The following is a 23960-nucleotide window of genomic DNA, read 5'->3' on the forward strand; positions in this document are numbered from 1 at the left end:
CCGCACCTCAGGGGACCGTGATGCAACCCAGCCACAAGTAACCGCGCAACGCGAGTTTGATCCTGGGCGCGACCACCACTGAAGATCGCGGAGAGGCGGACTGCGCATGGACTCACTTCCAGTGCTCATCTATGACGGGGACTGCGGCTTCTGCACGCGCAGCGCCAGGTGGGCTGAGCGCCTGCCGGTGCGGATGCGCGTGCTCGCCTGGCAGGAAGCCGATCTGGCGGCCTACCGGACGACTCCGGACCGGGCGCGGCACGAAGTGCTGTGGGTGGCGTCGTCCGGGCGGGTCTTCGGCGGGGCGGCCGCGGTCGCCGAGCTGCTCAAGAGCTGCCGCCTGCCCTGGCCGGTCGCGGGTCTGGTGCTGTCCGCGCCGGTGGTGCGCGCGCTGGCCGGGCTCGCGTACCGCGGCATCGCCGCGAACCGCTACCGGCTGCCCGGCGGCACTCCGGCGTGCCGGCTGCCGGAGGCGCAGCGCCCCGGCCGGTCGGCACGGCCCTGATCTCTTCGGCCTCGGCCGAAAGTACGAGGCGGTCCCTCCGCTTCCTGGCCGATCGGTCGACTCCGCCTGACAGATCGGCTGATCCGCTGCACCCCCGCCGCGCCATAACTTGGACGACGTCGGGGGTCGAACAAGGGCCGGTTCCCCGTTCCAGGGGATCGACGGGTGAACCGGCCCGCAGCGAGATTGGTGCGTCTTGGCACCAAGCGGTTGGGAAGCACGAGGTGGCCGAGATGTACGGCAAGGCGTTCGCGCCGGAGTTCCAGGGGGCGCTCCGGAACCTGTCGGTGAACACGAACTACGAGGACGCGCTGGCCAAGGCCCGTGCGGAAGTGGCCCGCGCGACGGAGGAGAACGACGGTCTGGCGCTCTCCCAGGCGCGGCTGGTCGAGTCCGAGGCGTGCCGGCGGCTGGGCCGGATCGCCGAGGCCGATGTGGCCTGGCGGGCCAGCTTCCGGGCGGCCAAGGCAGCCGATGAACCGGGTGCGATGGCGTGGGCGCTGTGGAACGGCGGCACCCTGGCCCGGCAGCGCGGGCAGATGACCGCTGCGCTGCGCTGGCTCGGCCTCGCCCGCGATGCGGCTACCCGGGCCGGTGATGTGGTGGCGCTGGGGTACTCGGTGGCCGGGATCGCCGAAACGCTGCGGATCCGCGGCGACTACGCGGAAGCCCGCGACCTGCACGAGAAGCTGCTCGCCGAAGCGCGCAAGCGGGGGGAGACCAGGCACACGGTGTGGGCGCTGGAAGGACTGGCGCAGCTCGACCGGAACGCGGGGGACCTGGACGCGGCGTGGGAGCGCTTCGCCGAGGCCGCGCAGATCGCCGAGGACGGCGGCGACGAGCGGGGCCTCGCCTGGGCGCTGCGCGGCATGGCCGACGTGCTGTCGCTGCGCGGTGAGCACGACGAGGCGTTGCGCCTGCTGGCGAAGGGCGAGCAGATCTGCCGCCGCATGGATCTGTCCAGCGCGCTGGCCTACAACCGGAAGATGCGCGGCAACATCCTGTTCCGCGCCTGCTGGTACGGCGAGGCGACTCGCACCTACGAGGAGGCGCAGAAGATGTTCCGCGCCATCAACGAACCGCGCGGTGCGGCGCTGGCCGAGCTGGGTCTGCTCAAGAGCCGCGACAAGCTGGGCCGGCCACGACCAGCCACCGAGCGCGACCTGATCGCCCTCCGGGACTCGTTGGACACCCGGGAGCTGCGGCACACCCGGAAGATGGTGCAGGACGCGCTCGACGAGCTGATCGAACTGGTGGCATGACACGAGGTTCGTCCGGTCGCTGACCACGATCGGCGATCGGTCCGCAGAACGGGGCTGCGGACCGATCGCACCGGTCGTGAACGCGGGTGCGACAACGAAAGGTCTATCTGTCAAGGACGTCGTACGCAGCGCGGCTTCGCAGCTGTTGTGGGTGAGCGGGAAGGTTTTTCCTGGGAGGAGGCTCGGTCTCGATAGTCTGGAAGGCGTGATCAACGCACATGGGGTTTCCGACGACGCGGAAGTCGCGGTAGCCGGGGCGCGTGCCGGCGCGGACGTGGTCCGCACCATGTACGGCCAGCGGCTCGACCACATCGACAAGGGGGCCGGGGACTTCGCCACCACCGCCGATGTGGAGGCCGAGAAGGCGATCCTCGACGTCATCCGTGCGGCTCGGCCCGATGATGCGGTGCTCGGTGAGGAAGGCGGTCAGCGGGGTGCCGCCGACGCTGGGCGCCAGTGGCTGGTGGATCCCTTGTGCGGCACGCTGAACTACGCCGTCGGCAACATGCTGGTGGCCGTCAACGTGGCTCTGCGCGATGGGGCGGCGGCGGTGGCCGACCCGTTCAGCGGTGAGGCCTTCTTCACCAACGGTGAGGCTTCCTGGGTGCGCAACGCCGGGGTCGATGCGAGGCTGACGCCCACGCCCGCCACGCGGTTGGTGGACGTCAACCTGGACCCGCCGTTCCCGAGTGCGCCCGGGTTCCGCGCCGTGGATCTGCTGTCGAACCCCGAGTTCGTCGAGCACTTCCGGCCGCGGGTCGTGTCGACGTCGCTCGCGCTGGCCTGGGTCGCAGCGGGCAAGCGCGCCGCGTACGTCACCGATGGCGGCGACCTTTCCAGGAGCGTGCACTTCGCCGCCGGCATCGCTTTGTGCCGGGCTGCCGGATGCGTCGTCACCGGGGTGGACGGCGCCCCGATCGGCGAGACGGGTCGTGGGCTCGTGGTCGCTGCCGACGACGAGACCCACGGGCTGCTGATGTCGATGATCCGCAGCCGGAGTTAGGGCTGCGACTGCACGGCTTTCGCCCTGCTGGGTCATGCCGCGAAGCGGACGCGCCCGCCGCTCCAGCGGGCGCGAGCACACCGGATGACGGCGTTGTGGTTCGGTCACCTGCACCGCTGGGCAAGGCGAGCCCGGGACTATCCGAAATGGTCAGTCGTTGATCTTGGCTGCTGCTGCTGCTCGGAGTTTCGCGCCCGCGTCGCCGACCAGCGGGTCGCCGTGACCGAAGCAGGCGATCTCGGTGTCGAGCTCGGCGAGGCGGCGGAACGACTCGATCGTCTTCGCGCGGTCCACGTTGAACACGCCGAGCATGAGCCCGTCGACGTTGGCGATGGTGTCACCCGCGAACAGGATTTTGCTCCTCGACAGGCGAATCGCGATGCTCCCGTCGGTGTGACCGGGGATGGAGAGCACGCGGGCACCGCCGCCGAAGTCGAGCACGTCGCCTTCGGCGATCACCTGGTCGACGGGGCAGGCGGGTTCGGCGGCACGTTCGGGGCGATGCTGTCGAACGGCGGTCGTTCCCAGTCGAGCAGCACCGGCTCCGTCATGGGTCGTTCGCCCTGGATGACGGCCACGTCGCCGGCGTGCGCCAGCACCGGTGCACCGGTGGCCGCGCGGAGTTCCGCGGCGGATCCCGCGTGGATTTCGTTGCGGGTGAACGGATCGGCGACCGGGTGGGCGGAAAAGGATGCGACAAGGAGTGCGGCACTGCGTTAGTCTGTCGGCATGATCCAGCAGCTGATGTACCTCTGATCCCGCTCTCGATGCCGGCATTGCGCGGCGGATTCGTCCCGCCCGCTCAGCCGCGCACTTTCGCGCGCCCGCATCGATTCGGCGTGGCGGCCTTCGCCGTCCGCTGAAACACCTCCGCACTGTGAACGCACGCTGCGAGTCGGCTCCGGCCGCTCGCGGTCGAAGCGGCGTGAGGTGCTGCCCGGGTGCGATCACCGACATCGTTGAGCCGTCCCTCGCCGCGCGAGGGCACTTTCGATCAGGAGCAATCAGCAGATGACCGACTCTGCCCAGAACACGCACCGCACCAAGCCCGCGCACATCGGGTTCTTCACCATTCCGGCGCACGGGCACATCAATCCGACCCTCGCTCTGGTCGCGGAGCTGGTGAACCGCGGTCACCACGTGTCCTACGCGGTGACCGACCCGCTCGCCGATCTGGTCGCCGAGGCCGGGGCCACGCCGGTCCGCTACACCTCGACCCTGCCGGGCTCGCCCACCGCCACTCGCCAGGAGTGGCCGGAGGAGGAGGTCGAGGCGAGGTTGATGTTCCTGGAGGAGACGAAGACGGTCGTACCGCAGCTCGAACAGGCGTACGCGGCGGACCGGCCCGATCTCGTCGTGTACGACCTCCCGGACTTCCTCGCGCTGGCCGAGAAGTGGGGCGTGCCGGAACTCCAGCTGTGCCCGACGCACGTCTACACCCCGGGCCTGGAATCGGTCCTGGACATGACTCCCACGCCCGAGAAGATCGCGGTGCAGGAGGCCTACGACGAGTACTTCGCCGAGCAGGGCCTGACCTTGCGGGAGAAGGACTTCATGCACCCGCGCCGGTGCATCGTGACACTTCCGCGGAGCTTCCAGTACTTCGGGGACCAGGCGGCGGACGCTTACACGTTCGTCGGTCCGATGCTGACCGAGCGGGCCTTCCAAGGGGACTGGCAGGCGCCGGACGACCGGCCGGTCCTGGTGATCTCGCTGGGTTCGGCCTACAACGATCGCCTGGACTTCTACCGGACGTGCCTGCGCGCGTTCGCCGATCTCGACTGGCACGTGGTGCTGTCGGTCGGGAAGTCGGTCGATCCGGCGGAGCTCGGTGAGATCCCGGCGAACTTCGAAGTGCACCAGTGGATCCCGCAGGTCCGGATGCTGTCCCAGGCCAGCGCGTTCATCACGCACGCCGGGATGGGCGGCACGATGGAAGGCCTGCACCACGGCGTTCCGCTGATCGCGGTGCCGCAGGCCGCCGACCAGTTCATGAACGCGGCCCGGATCGAGGAGCTCGGCCTGGGCGTCCAGCTGGACGGTGCGACCGCCACGCCGGAGCAGCTGCGCGCCGCGCTGGAGAAGGTCACCTCGGACGAGGAGATCCGGAACCGGCTGGCCGACGTGCGGCGCGAGATCAAGGAGGCCGGCGGTCTGGCGCGGGCCGTCGAGATCGTCGAAGCGCTGCTGTGACCGCACTGCGGTCCACCCGCCGGGTCACTCCGGCGGGTGGACCGCGCGGACCGGTGCGACCGCTCTCAGCTGGGGGTATCCACTTCGGTTGTGGCCGTACGCGGATGTTCTGTTTCCCGCCGCCCGCGGCAGCCGCCTACGGTCGGAGCACGACCTCAACCAGGTCGTCTGACCAGCAGTGATGCCGGAAGGAGCGGGAGAACCATGGCGGAGCGGAGCCTGCGGGGCAAGGTCGCGGTCATCGGCGGCGGGGGCAAGAACCTGGGTGGCCTGCTGTCCACGACCTTCGCGGACGAGGGCGCGAAGGTCGTCGTGCACTACAACAGCGACGCGTCGGCCACCGAGGCGGAGAAGACCGTCAACGCGGTGCGGGAGGCCGGCTCCGAGGCGATCGCGGTGCAGGGCGACCTGACCCAGGTCGGCGAGGTGCGGCGGCTGTTCGACACCGCGGTGGACACCTTCGGCGGGGTCGACGTCGCGGTGAACACGACCGGGATGGTGCTGCGCAAACCGATCCTGGAGACCTCCGAGGAGGAGTTCGACCGGATGTTCGCGATCAACGCGAAGGCGGCGTACTTCTTCATCCAGGAGGCCGGGCGCCGGCTCAACGACGACGGCAAGATCATCAGCCTGGGCACCTCGCTGCTCGCGGCGTTCACCGACGGCTACTCCACCTACGCCGGGGGCAAGGCACCGCTGGAGCACTTCACCCGCGCCGCGGCCAAGGAGTTCGCCGACCGCCGGATCTCGGTGAACGTGGTCGCGCCGGGGCCGATGGACACGCCGTTCTTCTACCCGCAGGAGACCCCGGAGCGGGTGGAGTTCCACCGGTCCCAGGGCATGGGCAACCAGCTCACCCACATCGAGGACATCGTCCCGGTGATCAGCTTCCTGGCCACCGACGGCTGGTGGTTCACCGGGCAGACGATGTTCCCGAACGGCGGCTACACCACCCGGTGACCGCCCTCGGTGCGGCAGGCGGCCCGAGGGGAGGAGGCCGCCTGCCGCACCGGGATGTCGGAGCACGTCCGGGGCGCGCGGAGGAGGTACTGGTGGTGAACCCGGCGAGGATCCGGTGGCAGGCGATGCGGGGGCGCGACCCGGGCGAGGAGCACCGCGTCTCGACGCCGCTGGAGCTGTTCTTCGACCTGTGCTTCGTGGTGGCGGTCGGGCAGGCCGCCGCGCAGCTGCACCACTCGCTGGACGAGGGGCATCTCGGCGGTGGGCTCGTCGGGTACCTGGCGGTGTTCTTCGCGATCTGGTGGGCGTGGATGAACTTCACCTGGTTCGCCTCGGCCTACGACACCGACGACGTGCCCTACCGGCTGCTCACGCTGCTGCAGATGGCCGGGGTGCTGGTGCTGGCGGCGGGCGTGCCCGCCGCGTTCGAGCACTACGACTTCACCGTCGTGGTCATCGGCTACGTGCTGATGCGGATCGGGATGATCTGCCAGTGGCTGCGGGCCGCCGTCGAGCACCCGGAGGGCCGGGCCACCACGCTGCGCTACGCGGCCGGAATCGCGGTGGTCCAGGTGGGCTGGGTCGCGCGGTTGTGGGCGCCGGGCACCTGGGCCTACGTCACCTTCGCGGTGCTGGTGGTCGCCGAACTGGCGGTCCCGGCCTGGGCCGAGGCACGCGGCCGGGCCACTCCCTGGCACCCGGAGCACATCGCGGAGCGGTACGGCCTGTTCACCATCATCGTGCTCGGTGAGGTCGTCCTCGGCTCCCTCGCCGCCGTGCAGTCGGTGGTGGCCGAGTTCGGGGCTTCCGCTTCGCTGATCATGATCGCGGCCGGTGGCCTCGCGATCGTCTTCGTCCTGTGGTGGATCTACTTCACCGGCGGGGAGGCGCGCTTGCGCAACCTGCGCGTTGCGTTGACCTGGGGATACGGGCACGTCGTGGTGTTCGCTTCGATCGCGGCGCTCGGTTCTGGTATCGAAGTGGCCGTGGACACCGCCGGACACCGCTCGCACATCGGCGAACAGGCCGCCGCCTTCGCTGTTGCGGTGCCGGTCGCCCTGGTCCTGATCGCGTTGGGCGCGCTGCACCGGCTGGCGAACACCGGCGCGGTGCGGAGCTCGGCGTTCGTCGCGGCCGGTGCGGTGGTGGTGCTCGCGCTGCCGTTCAGCACGCCGCTGCTCGGGCTGGGCGGAGCGGTGGTGGGAATGGCGGTCGCGGCCGCCGCGACTCTGGTCGCAAACCGCACCGGCTCCGTGGAAAGCAGGCCGTGACGTGGGTTTGGACCTGCACAAGCTCGGACATCTCGTCGCGGTGGCGGAGGAGGGCAGCTTCACCCGCGCCGCAGCGCGCCTGCACCTGTCCCAGCAGGCGTTGTCCACCTCGATCCGCGCGCTCGAACGCGAAGTCGGCGTCGACCTGCTCGAACGCACCACCACCGGGGTGGCCGTGCTGCCCGCCGGGGAGGCGCTGATCGCCGATGCACGCGTGCTGGAGGGCGTGGCCCGTTCGGCGCTGCAACGCGCGCGGCGGATCGGTCGCGGTGAGTCGGAGGTGTTGCGCATCGGCCACACACCGGCCGTCACCGGTGATGAGGTCACCGCGCTGCTCCGCCGAGTGCACACCGATCACCCGGAGCTGGCCACCGACGTCAACCAGCGCTATCCGGCCGAGCTCACCGAGCAGCTGCTCGCCGGCGAGCTGGACCTGGGATTGTGCCGCGCCATGAGCCCGGCCCACGGCCTGAACCGCACCACGCTCGTCCGCCAGCGGCTCCAGATCGCGGTTTCCGCGGAGCACCGCTTCGCCGGCCGGGACGTGGTGGAGCTGGCCGAACTGGCCGACGAGCGGATCGTCGTGTGGGGCCATCCCGGTCGCTCCGGCTACACCGACCTGCTCCTCGAGCACTGCAGGCAGGCCGGGTTCGAGCCGCGCACGCACCGCAACCCCATCCAGGGCACTCCGCCGGTCACCGCGGTCCTCGGCACCGACGACATCGCGTTCGTGACCGCTGAGCCCGGCCCCGCTGCCAACGGGAAGGTCCGGGTCGTCGCGCTCCGGCCGCTGATCGAGGTTCCGCTGCACGCGCTGTGGCCTGCGCACACGACCTCCGACGCCCGCCACGCCTTCCTGGCCGCCTTCGGCTGACCACCGGGGTCTTTGCTTTCCGGGCACCGGCCGTTATACCTGTGGTCGGCGTGCGCGGAAGCGAGGTGCCCCGATGACGGCGCTGACCACCGATCTGCGACTTCCCCGAGCCGTGGGTGCTGATGCGATGGACCCGCACTGCGCCCGGTGCGGTGGTCGGGACCGATGCCGAACCGGAGAGTCCACCATCGGCGCAGCAGTGTCCTATGTGGCCGGTCGTACGACGAGGGAGGAACCCGGATGCAGCGAATAGCCTTGCGCACCAAGCTGGAGCCCGGTCGCGAAGCCGAGTACGAGCAGGTGCACGCTGTGATCCCGACCGAGTTGGACGCGGCGCTGCGCGAAGCGGGAGTGCGCAGCTGGCGGATCTGGCGCGACGGCCTGGACCTGTTCCACGTGGTGGAGGTCGAGGACTACCAGGCGATGCGGCGGGCGCTGCGGGACCACCCGGCGAACGTTGCCTGGCAGGCGCGGATGTCCGAGCTGCTGGCGGTGGAGGACGACTACTCGGGCGGGGACACCGGACTCCGGCAGGTGTGGGAGCTGCCGTGAAGCTCGGGCGCTCGGACGTGGCTGTCTCGCCGCTGGGGTTCGGCGGCGCGGTGATCGGGAACCTCTACCGCGCGGTCGACGAGGAAACCGCTCTCGGCGCGGTGGATGCGGCCTGGGACGCCGGGATCAGGTACTTCGACACGGCGCCGCACTACGGGCTCGGGCTGGCCGAACGACGCCTCGGTTCGGCGCTCGCCGGACGGCCCCGGTCGGAGCTGGTCGTGTCGACGAAGGTCGGCAGGCTGCTGGTGCCGAGCCCGGCGACCGCCGACGAGCGCGATGCCGCGGGCTTCGACGTGCCCGCGGACCACGAGCGGGTGTGGGACTTCAGCGCCGACGGGGTCCGGCGGTCGCTGGAGTCCAGCCTGCGACGACTCGGCATGGACCGGGTGGACCTGGTGCTGATCCACGATCCGGACGACCACTGGCGGCAGGCCGTCGACGAGGCGTACCCGGCTCTGCACGAGCTGCGCGCGCAGGGCGTGGTCGGCGCGATCGGTGCCGGGATGAACCAGTGGCCGATGCTGGAGCGGTTCGCGACCGAGACGGATGTGGACGCGGTGATGCTCGCCGGTCGCTACACCCTGCTCGAGCAGTCCGCGGCGGAGACCATGCTCCCGGCGTGCCTGCGGCGGAACGTGTCGGTGCTGGCGGCCGGGGTGTTCAACGGCGGTGTCCTGGCCACCGACGAGCTCGGCGCGGAAGCGATGTTCGACTACTCGCCTGCCGCGCCGGAGCTGCGCGCGAGGGTCGCCGCGATCGCGGAGGTGGTCCACCGGCACGGCGCGAGCCTTCCGCAGGTGGCGATGGCCTTCGCCGGGGCGCACCCGGCTGTCGCCAGCGTCGTGGTGGGCGCGCGGTCCGCGGCGGAGGTACGCCGCAACGCCGAGCTGTTCGAGCGGCCGGTGCCCGCCGAGGTTTGGGCGGACCTGGCCGAGGCCGGGCTGCCGGTGATCGGCGCGTAGGCGGCCACCGGACGCGAATTGGGCTTGGCCGGAGATCGCCGGCGGACGGACGATGGGGGGCGGACATCCCGGCCCGAGCCGGGCCGAATCGGAAAGGTCGTGCATGTTCACCGGACTCAGCGCATTCCCGCTCACCCCGACCGGCGAAGCCGGGATCGACGAACAGGGATTCCGGAAGCTCGTCGGGCGCTTGGCCGCGGCAGGCGTCGATTCGATCGGCGCGCTCGGTTCCACCGGCGGGTACGCCTACCTCACCCGCGAGGAGCGTTCCCGGGCCGCCCGGATCGCCGTGGACGCGGCAGGCGATGTCCCGGTCATGGTCGGCATCGGCGCTCTGCGGACCTCCGACGTCCTGGCCCTGGCCGAAGACGCCCAGAACGCGGGCGCGTCGGCGGTGCTGCTCGCTCCGGTGTCCTACCAGCAGCTCACCGATGACGAGGTCTTCGGGCTGTACGAAGACGTCGCCGCGGGGTTGTCCGTTCCGCTGTGCGTGTACGACAACCCCGGCACCACGCACTTCCGCTTCAGCGACGAGCTGCACGCGCGCATCGCATCCCTGCCCAACGTCGGTGCAGTGAAGATCCCGGGCATTCCCGAAGACCAGGCGCCCACCAGGATCGCCGCGTTGCGGAACGCGTTGCCCGAAGGAGTTGCCCTGGGCGTCAGCGGCGACCAGTTCGCGGCCGGTGGGCTCAACGCCGGTGCCGACGTGTGGTTCAGCGTCATCGGCGGCCTCCTGCCCGAGGAATGCTTGGCGATCACTCGCGCGGCACGGCACGACGCCGCCCGAGCGGTGGAGCTGTCCCAGCGCATGACGCCGCTGTGGAAGTTGTTCGAGCGCTACGGCAGCCTTCGCGTCACCTCCGCCGCAGCCGAACACCTCGGGCTCATCGGCTCCCCGAACCTGCCCAGGCCTCTCCGCGGCCTCCCGGCCGAGGCCCGGCGCGAAGTCGCTGACGTGTTCGAAGCCCTGGAAGTGCGCGCGTGAAGGGTCTTTTCGCCCAGTCGGTTACGCGCCAGTGATCCCCCAGCGGGGGCCCGAAAACAGGTTGACCTCCAGTGCGCCCGAAGTCCTAGTGTGGAGCCGATTCCGATCGGTTGAGGAGATCTCGATGACGGTGTTGGTGACCGGGGCGACGGGGAACGTCGGACGCTGCGTGGTCGATCGCCTGCTGGCCTCCGGTGCGGAGGTGCGGGCGCTGACCAGGCGCCCGGACGCGGCTGGCCTGCCCGCCGAGGTCGAGCTGTTCGCCGGTGGGCTGGGTGATGCGGAGTCGCTGGCGGAGGCGCTGAGCGGGGTCGACCGGGTCTTCCTGTTCCCGGTGCCCGAGAGCACGGCCACCTTCGTGGCGCAGGCTGCGGCCGCGGGTGTCCAGCGGGTCGTGGTGCTGTCGTCGATGGCGGTCGAGTTCGGTGCCGAGAACGCGATCGGGCAGCGCCACCGGCTGGTCGAGCAGGCGGTCGCCGACGGGGGTTTCGAGTGGACGTTCCTGCGGCCGGGAGCGTTCGCCGCCAACACGCTGGCCTGGGCGGAGCCGATCCGCGCGGAAGGCGTGGTGCGGGAGCCGTTCCCGGAAGCGCAGCAGACGTCGATCCACGAGGACGACATCGCCGCGGTGGCGGTCGCGGCGCTGCTGGAGGACGGGCACGCCGGGAAGTCCTACCTGCTGACCGGCCCGGAACGGATCAGCACGGCCGACCAGGTGCGCGCGATCGGTGCCGCGATCGGCCGCGAGGTCCGTCTCGAAGCGGAGCCGCCGGAGCAGGCGAAGGCGCGCTTGGTGGCCGAAGGCGTGCCGGCAGCGGTCGTGGACACCCTGTTCGACCTCCGCGGAGCGGACCAGGACCTCGACGACCCGGTGCCGACGGTGGAGCAGGTGACCGGGCGCCCGGCCCGCACCTTCGCCCAGTGGGCTGTCGACCACGCGGACGATTTCCGCTGAGCGGCTGGAAAATCAATCGAGCACGGGATGGTGCGGCAGCTAATGTCCTGACATGGCTACCATTTCCGTTCCCTACCACCTCGACGAGCTGCTGCCCGAATCCGCTCTGGGAGTGAGCACCACGACTCGGGTGGTGCGCCAATTGCCGGACGGCGACGTGTGGCAGCGCCTCGGCGCGCTGTACCCGGCCGTCGCCGACGAGGTGGCGGCCGCGGTGCGCGGGGGTGAGCTGCCGTCCGTGATCTCCGGGGACTGCATGGTGTCGCTGGCGGTCCTCGCCGGTCTGCAGCGGGCGGAGGTGGCGCCGTCGGTGGTCTGGTTCGACGCGCACGGCGACGTGCAGAGCCCGGAGACCACGGAATCCGGCTACGCGGGCGGAATGCCGTTGCGCCTGGCGGTCGGCGACCACCCGAAGCTGCTGGCCGATGTCATCGGCCTCCGCCCGCTGCCGGAGCCCCGGGTGCTGCTGGTCGGCGCGCGCGATCTGGACCGGGCCGAGGTCGAATACCTGGAGAGCTCGGAGATCGCGCGGGCCGAGGTCGAGGCGGCCGCCGAAGAGCTGCCCGACGGGCCGATCCTCCTGCACATCGACCTCGACGTGATCGATGCGGCCGAGCTGTCGGACCTCCGCTTCCCGGTGTCCGGCGGGCCGTCGGCGGCCGCGGTGCTGGACGCCGCCCGGCGGATCCTGGCGACCGGTCGCGTCCGGGCCCTCGACATCGCTTGCACCTGGTACCCGGGTGCCCCGGTGGCGAGCCGCACCCGGATCGTCGAGGAACTGCTGGCCGCGGCGGGTTAGCAGCCGAATCGACCGGCGGAGCAACCTCCCGCCCCGCCGCGCGTCCAAACAGCAGGAGCGAGACCGGGCCGCAGCCGGTCTCGCGGCAGCGGAACCACCTCCTGGCGGCGAGGGACCCCTCGGCCCGTCGCCCACCGCTGCCGAGGGCGGGGTAGCGCGGGGCAGGGCGTCCCGCCCGCTCCTCGGGCGTGGTTCCCCCGATCCGCCCCTGGGGGAACCACGCCGCTGAAATCCACAGTGGACGCGAAGCGGCCCGCCCCCTGCCGAGAGGACGGGCCGCTGGTGCTGCTCAGGTGATCAGTCGACCCAGTCCAGGGTCTTGGACACCGCCTTCTGCCACTGCGAGTACTGCCTCTCGCGCAGCTCGGTCGGCATCTTCGGGTCCCACTGCTTGTCCTTGGCCCAGTTGGAGCGGATGTCCTCCTCGCTGCCCCAGAAGCCCACCGCCAGGCCCGCCGCGTAGGCCGCGCCCAGCGCCGTGGTCTCCGCGACGACCGGGCGGATCACCGGCACGCCGAGGATGTCGGCCTGGAACTGCATCAGCAGCTCGTTGCCGACCATGCCGCCGTCGACCTTCAGCGACTTCAGCGGCACACCGGAGTCGGCGTTCATCGCCTCGATGACCTCGCGGGTCTGGAACGCCGTGGCCTCCAGCACCGCGCGGGCCAGGTGACCGCGGTTGACGTAGCGGGTCAGGCCGACGATCGCGCCGCGCGCGTCGGAGCGCCAGTGCGGTGCGAACAGCCCGGAGAACGCTGGCACGAAGTAGGCGCCGCCGTTGTCCTCCACGCTGCTGGCGACCTGCTCGATCTCCGGAGCGCTGGCGATCAGCCCGAGGTTGTCCCGCAGCCACTGCACCAGCGAACCGGTGACCGCGATGGAGCCCTCCAGGCAGTACACCGTTTCGTTGCCGCCGATCTTGTAGCCGACGGTGGTGAGCAGCCCGTTCTCGCTGATCACCCGCTCGGTGCCGGTGTTGAGCAGCACGAAGTTGCCGGTGCCGTAGGTGTTCTTGGCCTCGCCGGGCGACAGGCAGGCCTGGCCGAAGGTGGCCGCCTGCTGGTCGCCGAGGATGCCCGCGATCGGGATGCCCGCGAACACGCCGCGCTCCCGGAACTTGCCGTAGACCTCCGAGGAGGAGCGGATCTCCGGCAGCATCGCCATCGGCACGCCGAGCTCGGCGCAGATGTCGGCGTCCCACGCCAGCCGCTCGAGGTCCATCAGCATCGTGCGGGAGGCGTTGGTCGGGTCGGTGATGTGCAGCCCGCCGTCCGGGCCACCGGTGCAGTTCCACAGCACCCAGGTGTCCATGTTGCCGAACAGCAGCTCACCGCGTTCGGCGCGCTCGCGGGTGCCCTCGACGTTGTCCAGGATCCACTTCACCTTGGGACCGGAGAAGTAGGTCGCCAGCGGCAGCCCGGTCTTGCGCTGGTACCGGTTCTGCCCGTCCTCGCCGGCGGCGAGGGCGTTGACGATCTCGTCGGTGCGGGTGTCCTGCCAGACGATCGCGTTGTACACCGGCTTGCCGGTGGCCTTCTCCCAGACCACGGTGGTTTCCCGCTGGTTGGTGATCCCGACGGCGACGACGTCGGAGGACACCAGGTCGGCCTTGGCGAGCGCGCCCGCGCACACCTGCCGGGTGTTGGTCCAGATCTCGACCGGGTCGTGCTCGACCCAGCCTGCCTTCGGGAAGATCTGCCGGTGCTCGACCTGATCGACGGCGACGACCCGACCGGAGTGGTCGAAGATCATGCACCGGGTCGAGGTCGTGCCCTGGTCGATGGCGGCGACATAAGAGGCCATCTGTCGTTCTACCTTCCTATGTGGACTGGGTCTGGTCAGCTGGCGATGGGCAGTGCGAGGGCCAGCGCACCCGCCAGCACACCACCGAGGATCGGGCCGACGATCGGCACCCAGGAGTATCCCCAGTCCGCCGAGCCCTTGCCGCGGATGGGCAGGATCGCGTAGGCGATGCGCGGGCCGAGGTCGCGAGCCGGGTTGATGGCGTAGCCGGTCGGGCCGCCGAGCGAGTTGCCGATGCCGATCACCAGGAAGGCGACCGCGGCGTAACCCAGCGCGGAGTTGCCGAAGGTCGGCACGCCGTCCGTGCCGCCGGGGCCCGCCTGCGGGCTGAGGATGATCCAGAAGACCAGCACGAAGGTGGCGATGGTCTCGGTCACGAGGTTCCACGGGGCGTTTCGCACCGTCGGCGCGGTGGAGAAGATGCCGAGCGTGTTGCGCGGGTCGTCGTGGGTGTCGAACTGCAGCTTGTAGACCGCCCAGCACAGCACGGCGCCCAGGGTGCCGCCGATGAGCTGCGCGACGATGTAGACCGGCACGTCCGACCACGCGGTCTGGCCGTTCACCGCCAGCCCCAGGGTGACCGCCGGGTTGATGTGCGCTCCGGTCGGCTCCGCGATGCTGGCACCCGCGAAGACCGCGAAGCCCCAGCCGAAGTTGACCATCAGGAAACCGGTGTCGTGCCCGCCGGTCTTGCGCAGGACGTTGTTGGCCACGACGCCGCAGCCCATCAACGTGAGTACCGCCGTCCCCAGCAACTCCCAGAGGAAGATCTCCCCGAGACTGATCGTCATTCTTGCCGTTCCCCTCTTCATGCCGCCGTTGGCACAGGCGGGACTTGACTGTCCGACATGGAGTGAGTCGGGACGGTACTGCCGCATGTCAACACGTGTCCATGCATGCCGCCAGTCGTGGGTACGGGGTTGCTCCGTACCGCCCAGCGCACCGGCTCGGCGGTGCGGGGCCGGTCCCGCCGGCAGCGCGACCCGACGTCGCTCCATACTGTGCGGTAACATTAGACTTGGGGAAAACAACGCTGCAAGACGCCTCCGATGGTGTTTTTATCGAGTTGGCTGGTTCGGGAGTGAGGGGGACGATGATGTCCGCTCGGCGTCCGTCCGAGAAGCAGCAGGACCGCAGACGCAAGATCACCGAGCTGGTGATGGCCGAGGGCACGCTGCGCATCGACGACCTCGTCACGACCATCGGCGCCAGCGCGATGACCGTCTACCGCGATCTCGCCGACCTCGAGTCGCAGGGACTGGTGCACCGCAACCGGGGCAACGTCTCCGCGGCGTCGTCGCTGCTGTACGAGGCGGCATCGGAATTCCGCCTGCCGCAGAACAAGGACGAGAAGGAAGAGCTCGCCCGCGCCGCCGCCGAACTGGTCGAACCCGGCCAGGCGCTGGTGCTGGACGACTCGACCACCGGCGTCTACCTGGCCCGGCTGCTGCCGGAGCGGGCCCCGCTGACCGTGGTCACCAACCACCGCGGGGTGTTCGACGAGCTGCGCAACGCGCCGGGGATCAGCCTGATCTGCGTGGGCGGCGACTACCTGCCGTGGGCGGACGCCTTCGTCGGCGGCATGGCGCTTGACGCGCTGCGCAACCTGCGGGTGGACCTGGCGATCATGTCGGTCTCCGCGGTCACCGACGGGATCTGCTGCTACCCGCAGCAGGAGATGGTGCAGATAAAGAAGGCCATGCTCGCCTCCGCGCGGCGCCGCGTGCTCTACGTCGACCACACCAAGTTCCGCAGGCGGGCGCTGCACGCGGTGGCGCCGGTGGAGGACTTCGACATCGTCATCGTCGATTCGAAGACCGACAGCGCGGACATCGAGGTGCTGCGCGACCGCGGCGCGCTGGTCGAGCAGGCGGGCAGAACGCGCGGTGTCGCGGCGGGCACGCAGCGTGCTGGTCGGGCATGATGACCATTCGTCGAGGTCCGGTTCCCGCGTCGGCGGTGGTGCGGGGCGGCCTGCGCGACCGCTTTCGGCGGCCCGGAGACGTCCTCGCGCGAAGGCCGAGCGCGCGCAGCGGGGAAAGCCGAGTCCCACCCCGCTAGCGGCTGCCGCCGCTGCTGGAAGAACTGATGGTGGGACGCGATTCGAGCGAGGAGGACGCGGTGTCCGAAGACAAGACCGAGAACCGGCTGAAGGGCACGTTGGGCCCGGCCGAGCGGGCCGAGGACTGGCGGCGGCTGGGCGCCGAGGAGTTCGACGTGGTGGTGATCGGCGGTGGCGTGACCGGCGCCGGCGCTGCGCTGGACGCGGCGACCCGCGGTCTGAAGGTGGCGCTGGTCGAGGCCCGCGACCTCGCTTCGGGAACCTCCAGCCGGTCGAGCAAGCTGTTCCACGGCGGCCTGCGCTACCTGGAGCAGCTGGAGTTCTCGCTGGTCCGCGAGGCGCTGCGGGAGCGCGAGCTGATGCTCACCCGCATCGCGCCGCACCTGGTGAAGCCGGTCCCGTTCCTGTACCCGCTGACCCGCCGGGTGGTGGAGCGCCCGTACACCGCGGCCGGGCTGTTCCTCTACGACACGATGGGCGGCGCCCGCTCGGTGCCGGGCCAGAAGCACCTCTCCCGCGCCGGTGCGCTGCGGATGGTGCCCGCGCTGAAGCGCAGCGCGCTGATCGGCGGCATCCGCTACTACGACGCGCAGGCCGATGACGCCCGCCACACCATGACCGTCGCCCGCACCGCGGCCCGCTACGGCGCGGTGGTGATGAACTCGACGCAGGTCACCGGGTTCCTCCGGGAAGCCGACCGGATCGCCGGGGTCCGGGTGCGCGACGTGGAGACCGGCGCCGAGACCGAGGTCCGCGCGCAGGCCGTGATCAACGCGACCGGGGTGTGGACCGACGAGCTGCAGAAGCTCTCCGGTGGCCGCGGCCGGTTCCGGGTGCGCGCCAGCAAGGGCGTGCACATCGTGGTGCCGCGCGACCGGATCGTCGCCGAGACCGGGATGATCCTGCGCACCGAGAAGTCGGTACTGTTCGTCATCCCGTGGGGCAGTCACTGGATCGTCGGCACCACCGACACCGACTGGAACCTCGACCTGGCGCACCCGGCCGCGACGAAGTCGGACATCGACTACATCCTCAAGCACGTCAACACGGTGCTGGCCACGCCGCTGAAGCACGAGGACATCGAGGGCGTCTACGCCGGACTCCGCCCGCTGCTGGCCGGCGAGAGCGAGGAGACCTCGAAGCTGTCCCGCGAGCACGCGGTGGCGCGGGTCGCCCCGGGCCTGGTGGCGATCGCCGGCGGCAAGTACACGACGTACCGGGTGATGGCCGCCGACGCGGTGGACGCCGTCGCCCCGGACATCAACGGCCGGGTGGCCTCCTCGTGCACCGACCAGGTCCCGCTGGTCGGCGCCGACGGCTACCACGCGCTGATCAACCAGGCCGACCAGATCGCCACCGCGCACGGCCTGCACCCGTACCGGATCCGGCACCTGCTGGACCGCTACGGCTCGGAGATCCACGACGTGCTGGCCCTCGCCGCGGACCGGCCGGAACTGCTCAAGCCGATCCCGGCCGCGCCGAACTACCTGCAGGCCGAGGCGGTTTACGCGTGCAGCCACGAGGGCGCCCTGCACCTGGAGGACGTGCTCACCCGCCGCACCCGCATCTCGATCGAGTACCCGCACCGCGGTGTGGACTGCGCGGAACCGGTGGCGCGGCTGATGGCCGGTGTCCTCGGTTGGGACGAAGCGCAGATCGAGCGCGAGGTCGAGGTCTACACGCAGCGCGTGGAGGCGGAGCGCGACTCCCAGACCCAGCCCGACGACCAGGCGGCGGACGCCAAGCGCTCGGCGGCGCCGGAGGCCCGAACCCGCTTGGAAGAACCCCTGGTCTGATCCCACCTCTCGCCGTCGGCGCGCCACCCCCGGCGCGCCGGCGGCGAAACCTCCGCAATTTCAATGGAAATCGAAGGTCTGATTTCAATGGAACTTGCGGATCTTCGGCGTGTCGTTCCCCGACACGCCGACGTCGGTCGCGATTTCAATGGAAATCGGACGTCTGATTTCCATTGAAATCGCATGTCACCTGCGTGCGGAGGGCGCGGTGCCGAGGTGGGATCAGGTGTCGGTGCTGATCTCGGTGAGGAGTTCTTCGAGGTGACCGGTCAGGCGGCGGGCGTCGGCCGGGGCGACCGTGCTCCACACGTCGCCGGACGGTGATTCCCGGCGCAGCTGGGCGTAGCGGCCGTGCGCCGTGTCGAAGAACCCGACCACCCGGTCGGCCCGGACGCGGCGGCCGAACCGGTCGCGGGCGGCAGCGCCGAACTGCCCGCGAGCGGCCACTCCGGCGACCATGTCGGTCAGCGTTTCCGCGTCGTCCGCGCGGACTCCCCGGCGTTGCAGGGCGCCGACCAGCTGCTCGACGTTGTTCCCGGCCTCTTCCGCCGCGGCGTCCAGGTCGCTGCTGCGCAGCGAGACCGAACGGCCGGGGCCGGGCGGCAACTGCGGCAGCACGGAGAGCGCTTCGCGCGGCAATCCGCTCGCCGACGCCGAACGCAGGCTCAGCTCGTCGCCGTCCTTGACGACCAGCACCGCTTCTTCGCCGACCGCCGCGGCGAGCACGCGGACGCTGCGCTCCAGCCAGAGCCGGCCGTCGACCTCGCGGTCGGGATGGGCCAGCAGCCGGAGCACCCGTTCCAGCTCCGGGTCGACCGCGGTCGGCCGCCCGAGCCCGCGCGCGCCCAGCGAACGCCACGCCGACTCGACCAGCTGCGCGCGTTCGGCGTGGGTGCGCCCGGGGGAGGGGACCTTGAGCACCAGCGGCATCGTCTCGAGTCCGAGGTGCTCGACGAGCACGTCGAGTTCCAGCGCCGACAGGCCGATCCGCTGGGCGGTGGCGGGGAACGTCATTGCCCGGGCTCGCCGCCGATCACCGGTCGCGACGGCGATTCCACCAGGTCGAAGAAGCCACCGCGGTTGCCGGTCTTCTCGGTGACCTTCCGGTCCACGGACTCGTCGCGTTCCCGCTTGGCCGCCCGGCCACCGACACCACCGGAGCGGACTTCACCGCCGCGCACCGGAGTTCCGCCGGGCCGGGCGGGCTGCTGCGCGGTGCGCTGCGCCGCGGTCGCCGAACCGGAGCCGCGCGGTGCGGGCACGCTGGTGGGGCCCCAGCTGATGGTCACGTTCTGCTGGCCACCGGAAACGCTCGAGCCGCCCCTGACCGGCGCGTCCACCACGACCTGCGGCGGCGGCGTGAACGAGGCCAGCGATGTCGTGTTCGCCTGCGTGGACGCCTCGTAGGTGCGCATCACGTCGAACGCGCGCTGCTCGGCCGCGTGCTGCTTGGCCTCCTGCACCTCGTAGTCGGTCTGCCCGCCGAAGAGGTGCGTCAGCAGGGTCTGCGCCGCGCCCGGTTCCTCGGCGGTGACCTGCACCGGGGGCGGCATGTCGCGGCGCGCCTTGCTGATGAACTCCGCCTGCTGCTCGGCCCGCTCCCGCATCACGGTGGTGGCCTCCTGGGCCAGCGCGGCCCAGTTGCCCAGCGGCCGCAGCCCGTCGTGGGCGCTGTCCGCGGCGATTCCGCTCCAGCCGCCCATCGCCGAGGTCACCGCGGAGGCCAGCCCGGCGTCGATGTCGCCCAACGCGCGGGTCAGCTCGCTCCAGCGCCGGACGCTGTCGGTGGAACCGTCCGGGCCCGGGCCCTCGTTGATCTGGGCGTACAGCTCGGGGTGGCGGTATCCCTGCCATCGGTGTTCGCTCATGGCCGGTCAGCAGCCCCCGATGCCCATAGCGCTCTCGCCGTCGATGCGCGAGTACTGGCGGTTGGCGCGCTCCAGCGACTCGGCGGCGGCCTGCAGCTGGTCGCGGTAACCGCACAGGGCGGTCAGCGCGTCCTCGCCACCGCCGAGGGAGCGCCGGTTGAACTCCTCGGCGGCATCGGCGCTGATCGGGTCGCCGGCCCACGGCCGGATGCGGAGTTCGGTGATGGCGTGCTCGATCTGCAGGCCGACCGCGTCCAGCGATTCCTGCAGCGCGTTGACCAGCCTCGGAATGGCGGCGGGCTCGACCTGCATCGAGCCACCGGACACACCCGGCAGGGCTTCGGTCGAGCTGTCGCCCCACGGAGCAGTTAGCGGCACGTTTTCCCCTCCCACAGGTAAGGGCCCAGATCATGGGTGCAGGCCCTCGTGCTCGAACGCGCGGTTGCGGCGGGGCCGCCCACAGGTCAGGTGCTGTGCGGGACACCTGACCGAGCGCGGAGCACCCGCGCGCTCAAGCTACTAAACGTCCAGCGAACACTGTAGTCACCAGAAGTCACGCTGGGGAGTGCTCCATAAGCGGTGAGTATCACTCCCTGCTCGGGTTTTCCGGTCGCTCTGCGTGATCAACCCGGTTGCGAGGTCGGCGTCCGGGTCTCCGAGGTCCCCGGATCGGCCAGCGTCGCCACGGCGTCCTCGGCGACCCGCTGGGCTCCGGCGCACAGCTGGTCCACCGGTGACGGCGGTTGCGCGCCGTCGTCGCGGTAGAGCACGTCGAGGTGCTGGCCCTCGGCCACGTCCACCGCCACGTTGCAGGACAGGTTCAGGCCCGGGGTCTTGATGACCAGCGCCGGGAACTCGCCGACCATCACCTGGGTGGCCTCCACCTGCGCGGTGTCGTCGGTCCACACGCCCATGCCCTCGGTGGTGATCAGCGCGAGCCGGGCGCCCACCTTGGCGGTGGTGTTGCGGTAGCTGCAGGTCGCCGCGTTGCCGAAGCCCGCTTCGGAGTCGGGCATCGGGTCGCGGTCGAAGCCGAGCTGGTTGCGCTGGGAGGTGGTCAGCAGCGAGCACGCGGAAACACCGTCGAGGCCGAGCTCGTAAGGCCGCGACGGCGGTGGCGGCGGAGTGCTCGTCGTGGGCAGCGGCATCGGCGGCGGCGCCGCGGTGTCCGCGGTCGGGTGCGACTGCCACAGGCTGCATCCGGTGAGGGCTAACGTGCTGACGGCGAGCAGCGCGCTCAACCGCCGAGCCCCGGTGATCCGCGAGCGGTGCATGTCAACACCGTAACGAAGTGCGGGCGTTCACCGGCGCCAGCTGAACCAGAGCACGGCGATCAGGGGTATCAGCAGCAGCAGCGCGGCCTGCCGGGCGACGATCAGCAGCAGGACCGCGAGCGCGGCGACGCCGACCGCGAGCGCGACCTTCGCCGGTACCGGTCGAGTGCGGCTCGGGGGCCGCTGCGCGGCCGGGGCCGCGCGTTCGGGCCGGGGCGCGGGCAGGTCGTCGAACAGCCCCTCCAGCTCGGAGCGGAACCGGGCGGCGGCGACCAGCCTGCAGCGCTCGTCGTACTCGCCGACGTCGAGGCGCCCGACGGCGAAGTGCTCACCGAGCAGCCGCATCGCGAGTTCGCGCTCGGGATCGCCGATCCGGAGATCTCTGCCCCGCCGTCCCTTCTCCACCCCACCATCCTACGGTCGGCGGACCCCCGGACGAGCCAGGTGAACCAAGGGTTCAGACAAACGTCAGAGGGCGCCGCCGGCTGCGTGCCGGCGACGCCCTCTGCTCAGGGGATGGTCAGGCGTTGGCGAGTTCGCGGTCGACGAGCGGGGTGCTCGGCTTGGCCAGCACCTCGTCGTCGAGGATGCCCTCGCTGCGGGCCACCACGGTCGGCACCACGATCTGGCCCGCGACGTTGGTGGCGGTGCGCATCATGTCCAGGATCGGGTCCACCGCGTAGGCGATGGCGATGCCGGTGGCCACCACCTCGGGCGGGAAGCCGAGCGCGGCGGTGGTCAGGGTCAGCATGGTGAACCAGCCGGTCACGCCGGCGGTGGCGAAGGAGCCGAACACCGCGACCGCGACGATCGTCAGGTACTGCACCGGCCCGAGGCTGATGCCGAAGAGGTTCGCGATGAAGATCGAGCCGACCGCCGGGTAGATCGCGGCGCAGCCGTCCATCTTCGTGGTGGTGGCCAGCGGCACCGCGAAGTTCGCGTAGGACGCGGGCACGCCCAGGTCCTCGGTGGTCTGGCGGGTCAGCGGGAGGCTGGCACCGGAGGAGCGGGAGACGAAGGCGAACTGCAGCACGTTCCACGACTTGGCGAAGAACCGGATCGGGCTGACCTTGGCCACCAGCCCGAGCAGCACCGGGTAGACCACGAACAGCACCAGCGCGCAGGCCACGTAGGTGGAGCCGATCAGCTTCAGCAGCGGCGCGAAGAACTCGTTGCCGTAGCTGGCCACGGCGTTGCCGATCAGACCGAGGGTGCCCAGCGGGGCGAGCCGGATGATCCAGCCGAGCACGCGCTGGATGACCTCGAAGGCCGCCTTGTTGAAGTCGACGAACGGCGCCGCCTTCTCACCCAGGCTGTAGGTGGCCGCACCGATGATCAGCGCGACGAACACAACCTGCAGCGTCTCGCCCTCGGCGAAGGCGCTGATCAGGTTGCTGGGCACCAGGCCGGTGATCAGGTCGAGCCAGGACCCCTGGGTCTTCTCGCCGATGGACTGCAGCTTCTCCGGGTCGGGCTCGATGATCAGGCCGCGGCCGGGCTGGAACAGCGAGCCGACGGCGAGGCCGATCAGCACCGCGATCAGCGAGGTGATGCCGAACCACAGCGCGGTCTTGCCGCCCAGCCGCGCCGCGGCCCGGCCGCCGCCGAGACCGCGGAGGCTGTTGATGCCCACCACGATCGCGGTGAAGATCAGCGGCAGCACGGTGAAGGTGAGCAGCTTGGTGAAGGTCGAGCCGATGGTCTTCAGCGTGGTGGCGAGCCATTCGGCATCGGTCTGCTTGGCGACGTAGCCGAGCAGTGCGCCGAGCACCAGCGACGCGATGACGGCCACGGCGAACAGCTTGGGGTTGAAGCGCAGGCGCGATCGCCCAGCAGTGGTGGACACAGGGGTCTCCCGGAGTCGCGGAGTGAGGTTCGAAGGCAGTGCGGTTCGAGCGGCGCGCGACGATGCGCGCGAATCTCATGAAGCGGCGGTGCCGCGCTCGATCACAGACAGACGGAGCTGGCCTGCCGTCGAAGATCGACGTGCAGGCGCGAAGTCAGATACAGCCGTCGGGTGGTGCCCATCGCGAACATTTGTAACCAGCCGCGCGGCGAAAACCATCCGGGGGTAACCGAATTGTGTTCGTATTCACTCGGGTGCCCGGAACCCGGTGTCACTCCGCAGTCGGCGAGCTCCACAGCGTCACCACGCTGACGCCGACCTGGGCAAGCAGCTTGCGGGTCAGCGGGAGGCTGATCCCGAGCACGCTCGACGGATCGCCGTCGACGCCCTCGATGAACCAGCCGCCGAAGCCTTCGAGGGTGAACCCGCCTGCCACGTGCAGCGGCTCACCGGTCGCGAGGTAGGCCTCCAGCTCGGCCTCGCTCGGTTCGCCGAAGCGCACGGTGGTGCCCAGGTGGCCGTTGGCGCGCGCGGTGACCTCGCCGCCCTGGAGTCGGACGATCGCGTGCCCGGTCAGCAGCTCGCCGCTGCTGCCCGCGTTCTTCGCCCACCGCTCGGCGGCGGCTTCGCGGGTGCCGGGCTTGCCGGCGATCTCGCCGTGCGCCATCAGCAGCATCGAGTCGCAGCCGACGATCACCGCGTCGGGCTCCTCGGCGCCGATCTCGGCGGCCACCGCATCGGCCTTGGCCTGCGCCAGCGCGCTGACCAGCTCGGCGGGAGCGGGATCGCCCAGCGAAGCGGTCACCGCGTCCTCGTCGACGCCGGAAACCCGCACCAGCGGCTCGATCCCGGCCGAGCGCAGCACGGACAGGCGAGCGGGCGAAGCGGAGGCAAGCACGAAGCGCACGCCGCCGATGGTAGAGCCGGCCCGGATCGGCGCCCGCGCGGGTGGACGACATCCGCGATTCCAGCGGAAAGCGGACG

26 protein-coding genes are annotated in these 23960 nt (G+C 70.8%); 14 read left to right on the forward strand and 12 right to left on the reverse strand.

Features of this window, described 5'->3' with window-relative positions; translation table 11 throughout:
- Positions 1–106 precede the first annotated feature (106 nt).
- The 3 genes from ATL45_RS18280 to ATL45_RS18290 all read left to right on the forward strand — a co-directional run bounded on the left by ATL45_RS18280 (position 107) and on the right by ATL45_RS18290 (position 2770).
- The gene (locus ATL45_RS18280; protein ID WP_093157190.1) at positions 107–505 is read left to right on the forward strand and encodes a thiol-disulfide oxidoreductase DCC family protein; all 399 of its coding nucleotides are present in this window, start codon (positions 107–109) and stop codon (positions 503–505) included.
- A gap of 233 nt (positions 506–738) precedes the next feature.
- The gene (locus tag ATL45_RS18285) at positions 739–1767 is read left to right on the forward strand and encodes a tetratricopeptide repeat protein (protein ID WP_093157358.1); all 1029 of its coding nucleotides are present in this window, start codon (positions 739–741) and stop codon (positions 1765–1767) included.
- Positions 1768–1972: 205 nt separating this feature from the next.
- The gene (locus tag ATL45_RS18290) at positions 1973–2770 is read left to right on the forward strand and encodes an inositol monophosphatase family protein (RefSeq protein ID WP_093157189.1); all 798 of its coding nucleotides are present in this window, start codon (positions 1973–1975) and stop codon (positions 2768–2770) included.
- Between the two features lie 150 nt (positions 2771–2920).
- Here ATL45_RS18290 and ATL45_RS38920 read toward each other — a convergent pair whose 3' ends face one another.
- Together ATL45_RS38920 and ATL45_RS38925 are read right to left on the reverse strand one after the other, a co-directional pair.
- Positions 2921–3229: an MBL fold metallo-hydrolase gene (locus ATL45_RS38920; RefSeq protein WP_170210270.1), complete on the reverse strand. Its 309-nt coding sequence runs from the start codon at positions 3227–3229 to the stop codon at positions 2921–2923.
- Positions 3226–3369 carry a hypothetical protein gene (locus ATL45_RS38925; RefSeq protein WP_170210271.1) on the reverse strand — a complete coding sequence of 48 codons (144 nt, stop codon included), beginning with the start codon at positions 3367–3369 and terminating at the stop codon, positions 3226–3228. The genes ATL45_RS38920 and ATL45_RS38925 overlap by 4 nt, the downstream gene beginning before the upstream one ends.
- 412 nt (positions 3370–3781) lie before the next feature.
- Here ATL45_RS38925 and ATL45_RS18300 point away from each other — a divergent pair, with 412 nt between their 5' ends.
- From ATL45_RS18300 to ATL45_RS18340, 9 genes are all read left to right on the forward strand, one after another.
- Complete coding sequence (locus tag ATL45_RS18300) at positions 3782–4963, forward strand: macrolide family glycosyltransferase (protein ID WP_093157185.1); 1182 nt, start codon at positions 3782–3784, stop codon at positions 4961–4963.
- Positions 4964–5167: 204 nt separating this feature from the next.
- Positions 5168–5923, forward strand: a complete 756-nt coding sequence (locus ATL45_RS18305) for an SDR family oxidoreductase (protein ID WP_093157184.1) — start codon at positions 5168–5170, stop codon at positions 5921–5923.
- A 92-nt stretch (positions 5924–6015) separates the two neighbouring features.
- A complete protein-coding gene (locus tag ATL45_RS18310; protein WP_246025416.1) occupies positions 6016–7194 on the forward strand; it encodes a low temperature requirement protein A in 1179 nt (392 codons plus the stop codon).
- Between the two features lies 1 nt (position 7195).
- On the forward strand, positions 7196–8068 hold the full coding sequence (locus ATL45_RS18315) for a LysR family transcriptional regulator (RefSeq protein WP_093157182.1): 873 nt from the start codon (positions 7196–7198) through the stop codon (positions 8066–8068).
- Positions 8069–8308: 240 nt separating this feature from the next.
- Complete coding sequence (locus ATL45_RS18320; RefSeq protein WP_093157181.1) at positions 8309–8620, forward strand: L-rhamnose mutarotase; 312 nt, start codon at positions 8309–8311, stop codon at positions 8618–8620.
- Positions 8617–9585 carry an aldo/keto reductase gene (locus ATL45_RS18325; RefSeq protein WP_093157179.1) on the forward strand — a complete coding sequence of 323 codons (969 nt, stop codon included), beginning with the start codon at positions 8617–8619 and terminating at the stop codon, positions 9583–9585. Before ATL45_RS18320 ends, ATL45_RS18325 begins: the two co-directional genes overlap by 4 nt.
- Positions 9586–9688: 103 nt before the next feature.
- Complete coding sequence (locus ATL45_RS18330) at positions 9689–10573, forward strand: dihydrodipicolinate synthase family protein (protein WP_093157178.1); 885 nt, start codon at positions 9689–9691, stop codon at positions 10571–10573.
- A 124-nt stretch (positions 10574–10697) separates the two neighbouring features.
- Positions 10698–11528 carry an NAD(P)H-binding protein gene (locus ATL45_RS18335; RefSeq protein ID WP_093157176.1) on the forward strand — a complete coding sequence of 277 codons (831 nt, stop codon included), beginning with the start codon at positions 10698–10700 and terminating at the stop codon, positions 11526–11528.
- A gap of 52 nt (positions 11529–11580) precedes the next feature.
- The gene (locus ATL45_RS18340; protein WP_093157175.1) at positions 11581–12327 is read left to right on the forward strand and encodes an arginase family protein; all 747 of its coding nucleotides are present in this window, start codon (positions 11581–11583) and stop codon (positions 12325–12327) included.
- 297 nt (positions 12328–12624) lie between these two features.
- On the opposite strand, the gene glpK is transcribed toward ATL45_RS18340, so the two are convergent.
- Together glpK and ATL45_RS18350 are read right to left on the reverse strand one after the other, a co-directional pair.
- Positions 12625–14130 (reverse strand): glycerol kinase GlpK, encoded by a 1506-nt coding sequence (gene glpK / locus ATL45_RS18345; protein ID WP_093157173.1) that lies wholly within the window; start codon positions 14128–14130, stop codon positions 12625–12627.
- 35 nt (positions 14131–14165) lie between these two features.
- Positions 14166–14915 carry an MIP/aquaporin family protein gene (locus ATL45_RS18350; protein ID WP_093157355.1) on the reverse strand — a complete coding sequence of 250 codons (750 nt, stop codon included), beginning with the start codon at positions 14913–14915 and terminating at the stop codon, positions 14166–14168.
- 311 nt (positions 14916–15226) lie between these two features.
- On the opposite strand from ATL45_RS18350, the gene ATL45_RS18355 reads away from it, so the two are divergent.
- Entirely contained in the window at positions 15227–16054 is an 828-nt protein-coding gene (locus ATL45_RS18355; RefSeq protein ID WP_177242050.1) for a DeoR/GlpR family DNA-binding transcription regulator, read from the forward strand.
- Between the two features lie 197 nt (positions 16055–16251).
- Complete coding sequence (gene glpD, locus ATL45_RS18360; protein WP_246025417.1) at positions 16252–17988, forward strand: glycerol-3-phosphate dehydrogenase; 1737 nt, start codon at positions 16252–16254, stop codon at positions 17986–17988.
- A gap of 222 nt (positions 17989–18210) precedes the next feature.
- On the opposite strand, the gene ATL45_RS18365 is transcribed toward glpD, so the two are convergent.
- The 8 genes from ATL45_RS18365 to ATL45_RS18395 form a co-directional block, all read right to left on the reverse strand.
- Positions 18211–19002 carry an ESX secretion-associated protein EspG gene (locus tag ATL45_RS18365; RefSeq protein WP_093157168.1) on the reverse strand — a complete coding sequence of 264 codons (792 nt, stop codon included), beginning with the start codon at positions 19000–19002 and terminating at the stop codon, positions 18211–18213.
- Complete coding sequence (locus ATL45_RS18370) at positions 18999–19856, reverse strand: PPE domain-containing protein (RefSeq protein WP_093157166.1); 858 nt, start codon at positions 19854–19856, stop codon at positions 18999–19001. Before ATL45_RS18370 ends, ATL45_RS18365 begins: the two co-directional genes overlap by 4 nt.
- 6 nt (positions 19857–19862) lie before the next feature.
- The gene (locus ATL45_RS18375; protein WP_093157164.1) at positions 19863–20234 is read right to left on the reverse strand and encodes a hypothetical protein; all 372 of its coding nucleotides are present in this window, start codon (positions 20232–20234) and stop codon (positions 19863–19865) included.
- Positions 20235–20479: 245 nt separating this feature from the next.
- Entirely contained in the window at positions 20480–21130 is a 651-nt protein-coding gene (locus ATL45_RS18380; RefSeq protein ID WP_093157163.1) for a DUF3558 domain-containing protein, read from the reverse strand.
- A gap of 27 nt (positions 21131–21157) precedes the next feature.
- Positions 21158–21535 (reverse strand): DUF1707 SHOCT-like domain-containing protein, encoded by a 378-nt coding sequence (locus ATL45_RS18385; RefSeq protein WP_246025418.1) that lies wholly within the window; start codon positions 21533–21535, stop codon positions 21158–21160.
- Positions 21536–21650: 115 nt separating this feature from the next.
- Positions 21651–22976 (reverse strand): dicarboxylate/amino acid:cation symporter, encoded by a 1326-nt coding sequence (locus tag ATL45_RS18390; RefSeq protein WP_093157162.1) that lies wholly within the window; start codon positions 22974–22976, stop codon positions 21651–21653.
- 101 nt (positions 22977–23077) lie between these two features.
- The gene (locus tag ATL45_RS40235) at positions 23078–23167 is read right to left on the reverse strand and encodes a putative leader peptide (RefSeq protein ID WP_351115210.1); all 90 of its coding nucleotides are present in this window, start codon (positions 23165–23167) and stop codon (positions 23078–23080) included.
- A gap of 80 nt (positions 23168–23247) precedes the next feature.
- Positions 23248–23883, reverse strand: a complete 636-nt coding sequence (locus ATL45_RS18395; RefSeq protein WP_093157160.1) for a Maf family protein — start codon at positions 23881–23883, stop codon at positions 23248–23250.
- Positions 23884–23960: the final 77 nt, after the last annotated feature.

This window comes from Saccharopolyspora antimicrobica (assembly GCF_003635025.1).
Taxonomy (GTDB): Bacteria; Actinomycetota; Actinomycetes; order Mycobacteriales; family Pseudonocardiaceae; genus Saccharopolyspora; species Saccharopolyspora antimicrobica.

What these genes read in the sequence shown, in the direction of transcription:
- ATL45_RS18280 (WP_093157190.1), top strand. Translation starts at nt 107, where the DNA reads ATGGACTCACTTCCAGTGCTCATCTATGACGGGGACTGCGGCTTCTGC.
- ATL45_RS18285 (WP_093157358.1), top strand. Translation starts at nt 739, where the DNA reads ATGTACGGCAAGGCGTTCGCGCCGGAGTTCCAGGGGGCGCTCCGGAAC.
- ATL45_RS18300 (WP_093157185.1), top strand. Translation starts at nt 3,782, where the DNA reads ATGACCGACTCTGCCCAGAACACGCACCGCACCAAGCCCGCGCACATC.
- ATL45_RS18305 (WP_093157184.1), top strand. Translation starts at nt 5,168, where the DNA reads ATGGCGGAGCGGAGCCTGCGGGGCAAGGTCGCGGTCATCGGCGGCGGG.
- ATL45_RS18320 (WP_093157181.1), top strand. Translation starts at nt 8,309, where the DNA reads ATGCAGCGAATAGCCTTGCGCACCAAGCTGGAGCCCGGTCGCGAAGCC.
- ATL45_RS18330 (WP_093157178.1), top strand. Translation starts at nt 9,689, where the DNA reads ATGTTCACCGGACTCAGCGCATTCCCGCTCACCCCGACCGGCGAAGCC.
- ATL45_RS18335 (WP_093157176.1), top strand. Translation starts at nt 10,698, where the DNA reads ATGACGGTGTTGGTGACCGGGGCGACGGGGAACGTCGGACGCTGCGTG.
- ATL45_RS18340 (WP_093157175.1), top strand. Translation starts at nt 11,581, where the DNA reads ATGGCTACCATTTCCGTTCCCTACCACCTCGACGAGCTGCTGCCCGAA.
- glpK (WP_093157173.1), bottom strand. Translation starts at nt 14,130, where the DNA reads ATGGCCTCTTATGTCGCCGCCATCGACCAGGGCACGACCTCGACCCGG.
- ATL45_RS18355 (WP_177242050.1), top strand. Translation starts at nt 15,227, where the DNA reads ATGTCCGCTCGGCGTCCGTCCGAGAAGCAGCAGGACCGCAGACGCAAG.
- ATL45_RS18365 (WP_093157168.1), bottom strand. Translation starts at nt 19,002, where the DNA reads ATGACGTTCCCCGCCACCGCCCAGCGGATCGGCCTGTCGGCGCTGGAA.
- ATL45_RS18370 (WP_093157166.1), bottom strand. Translation starts at nt 19,856, where the DNA reads ATGAGCGAACACCGATGGCAGGGATACCGCCACCCCGAGCTGTACGCC.
- ATL45_RS18380 (WP_093157163.1), bottom strand. Translation starts at nt 21,130, where the DNA reads ATGCACCGCTCGCGGATCACCGGGGCTCGGCGGTTGAGCGCGCTGCTC.
- ATL45_RS40235 (WP_351115210.1), bottom strand. Translation starts at nt 23,167, where the DNA reads ATGTTCGCGATGGGCACCACCCGACGGCTGTATCTGACTTCGCGCCTG.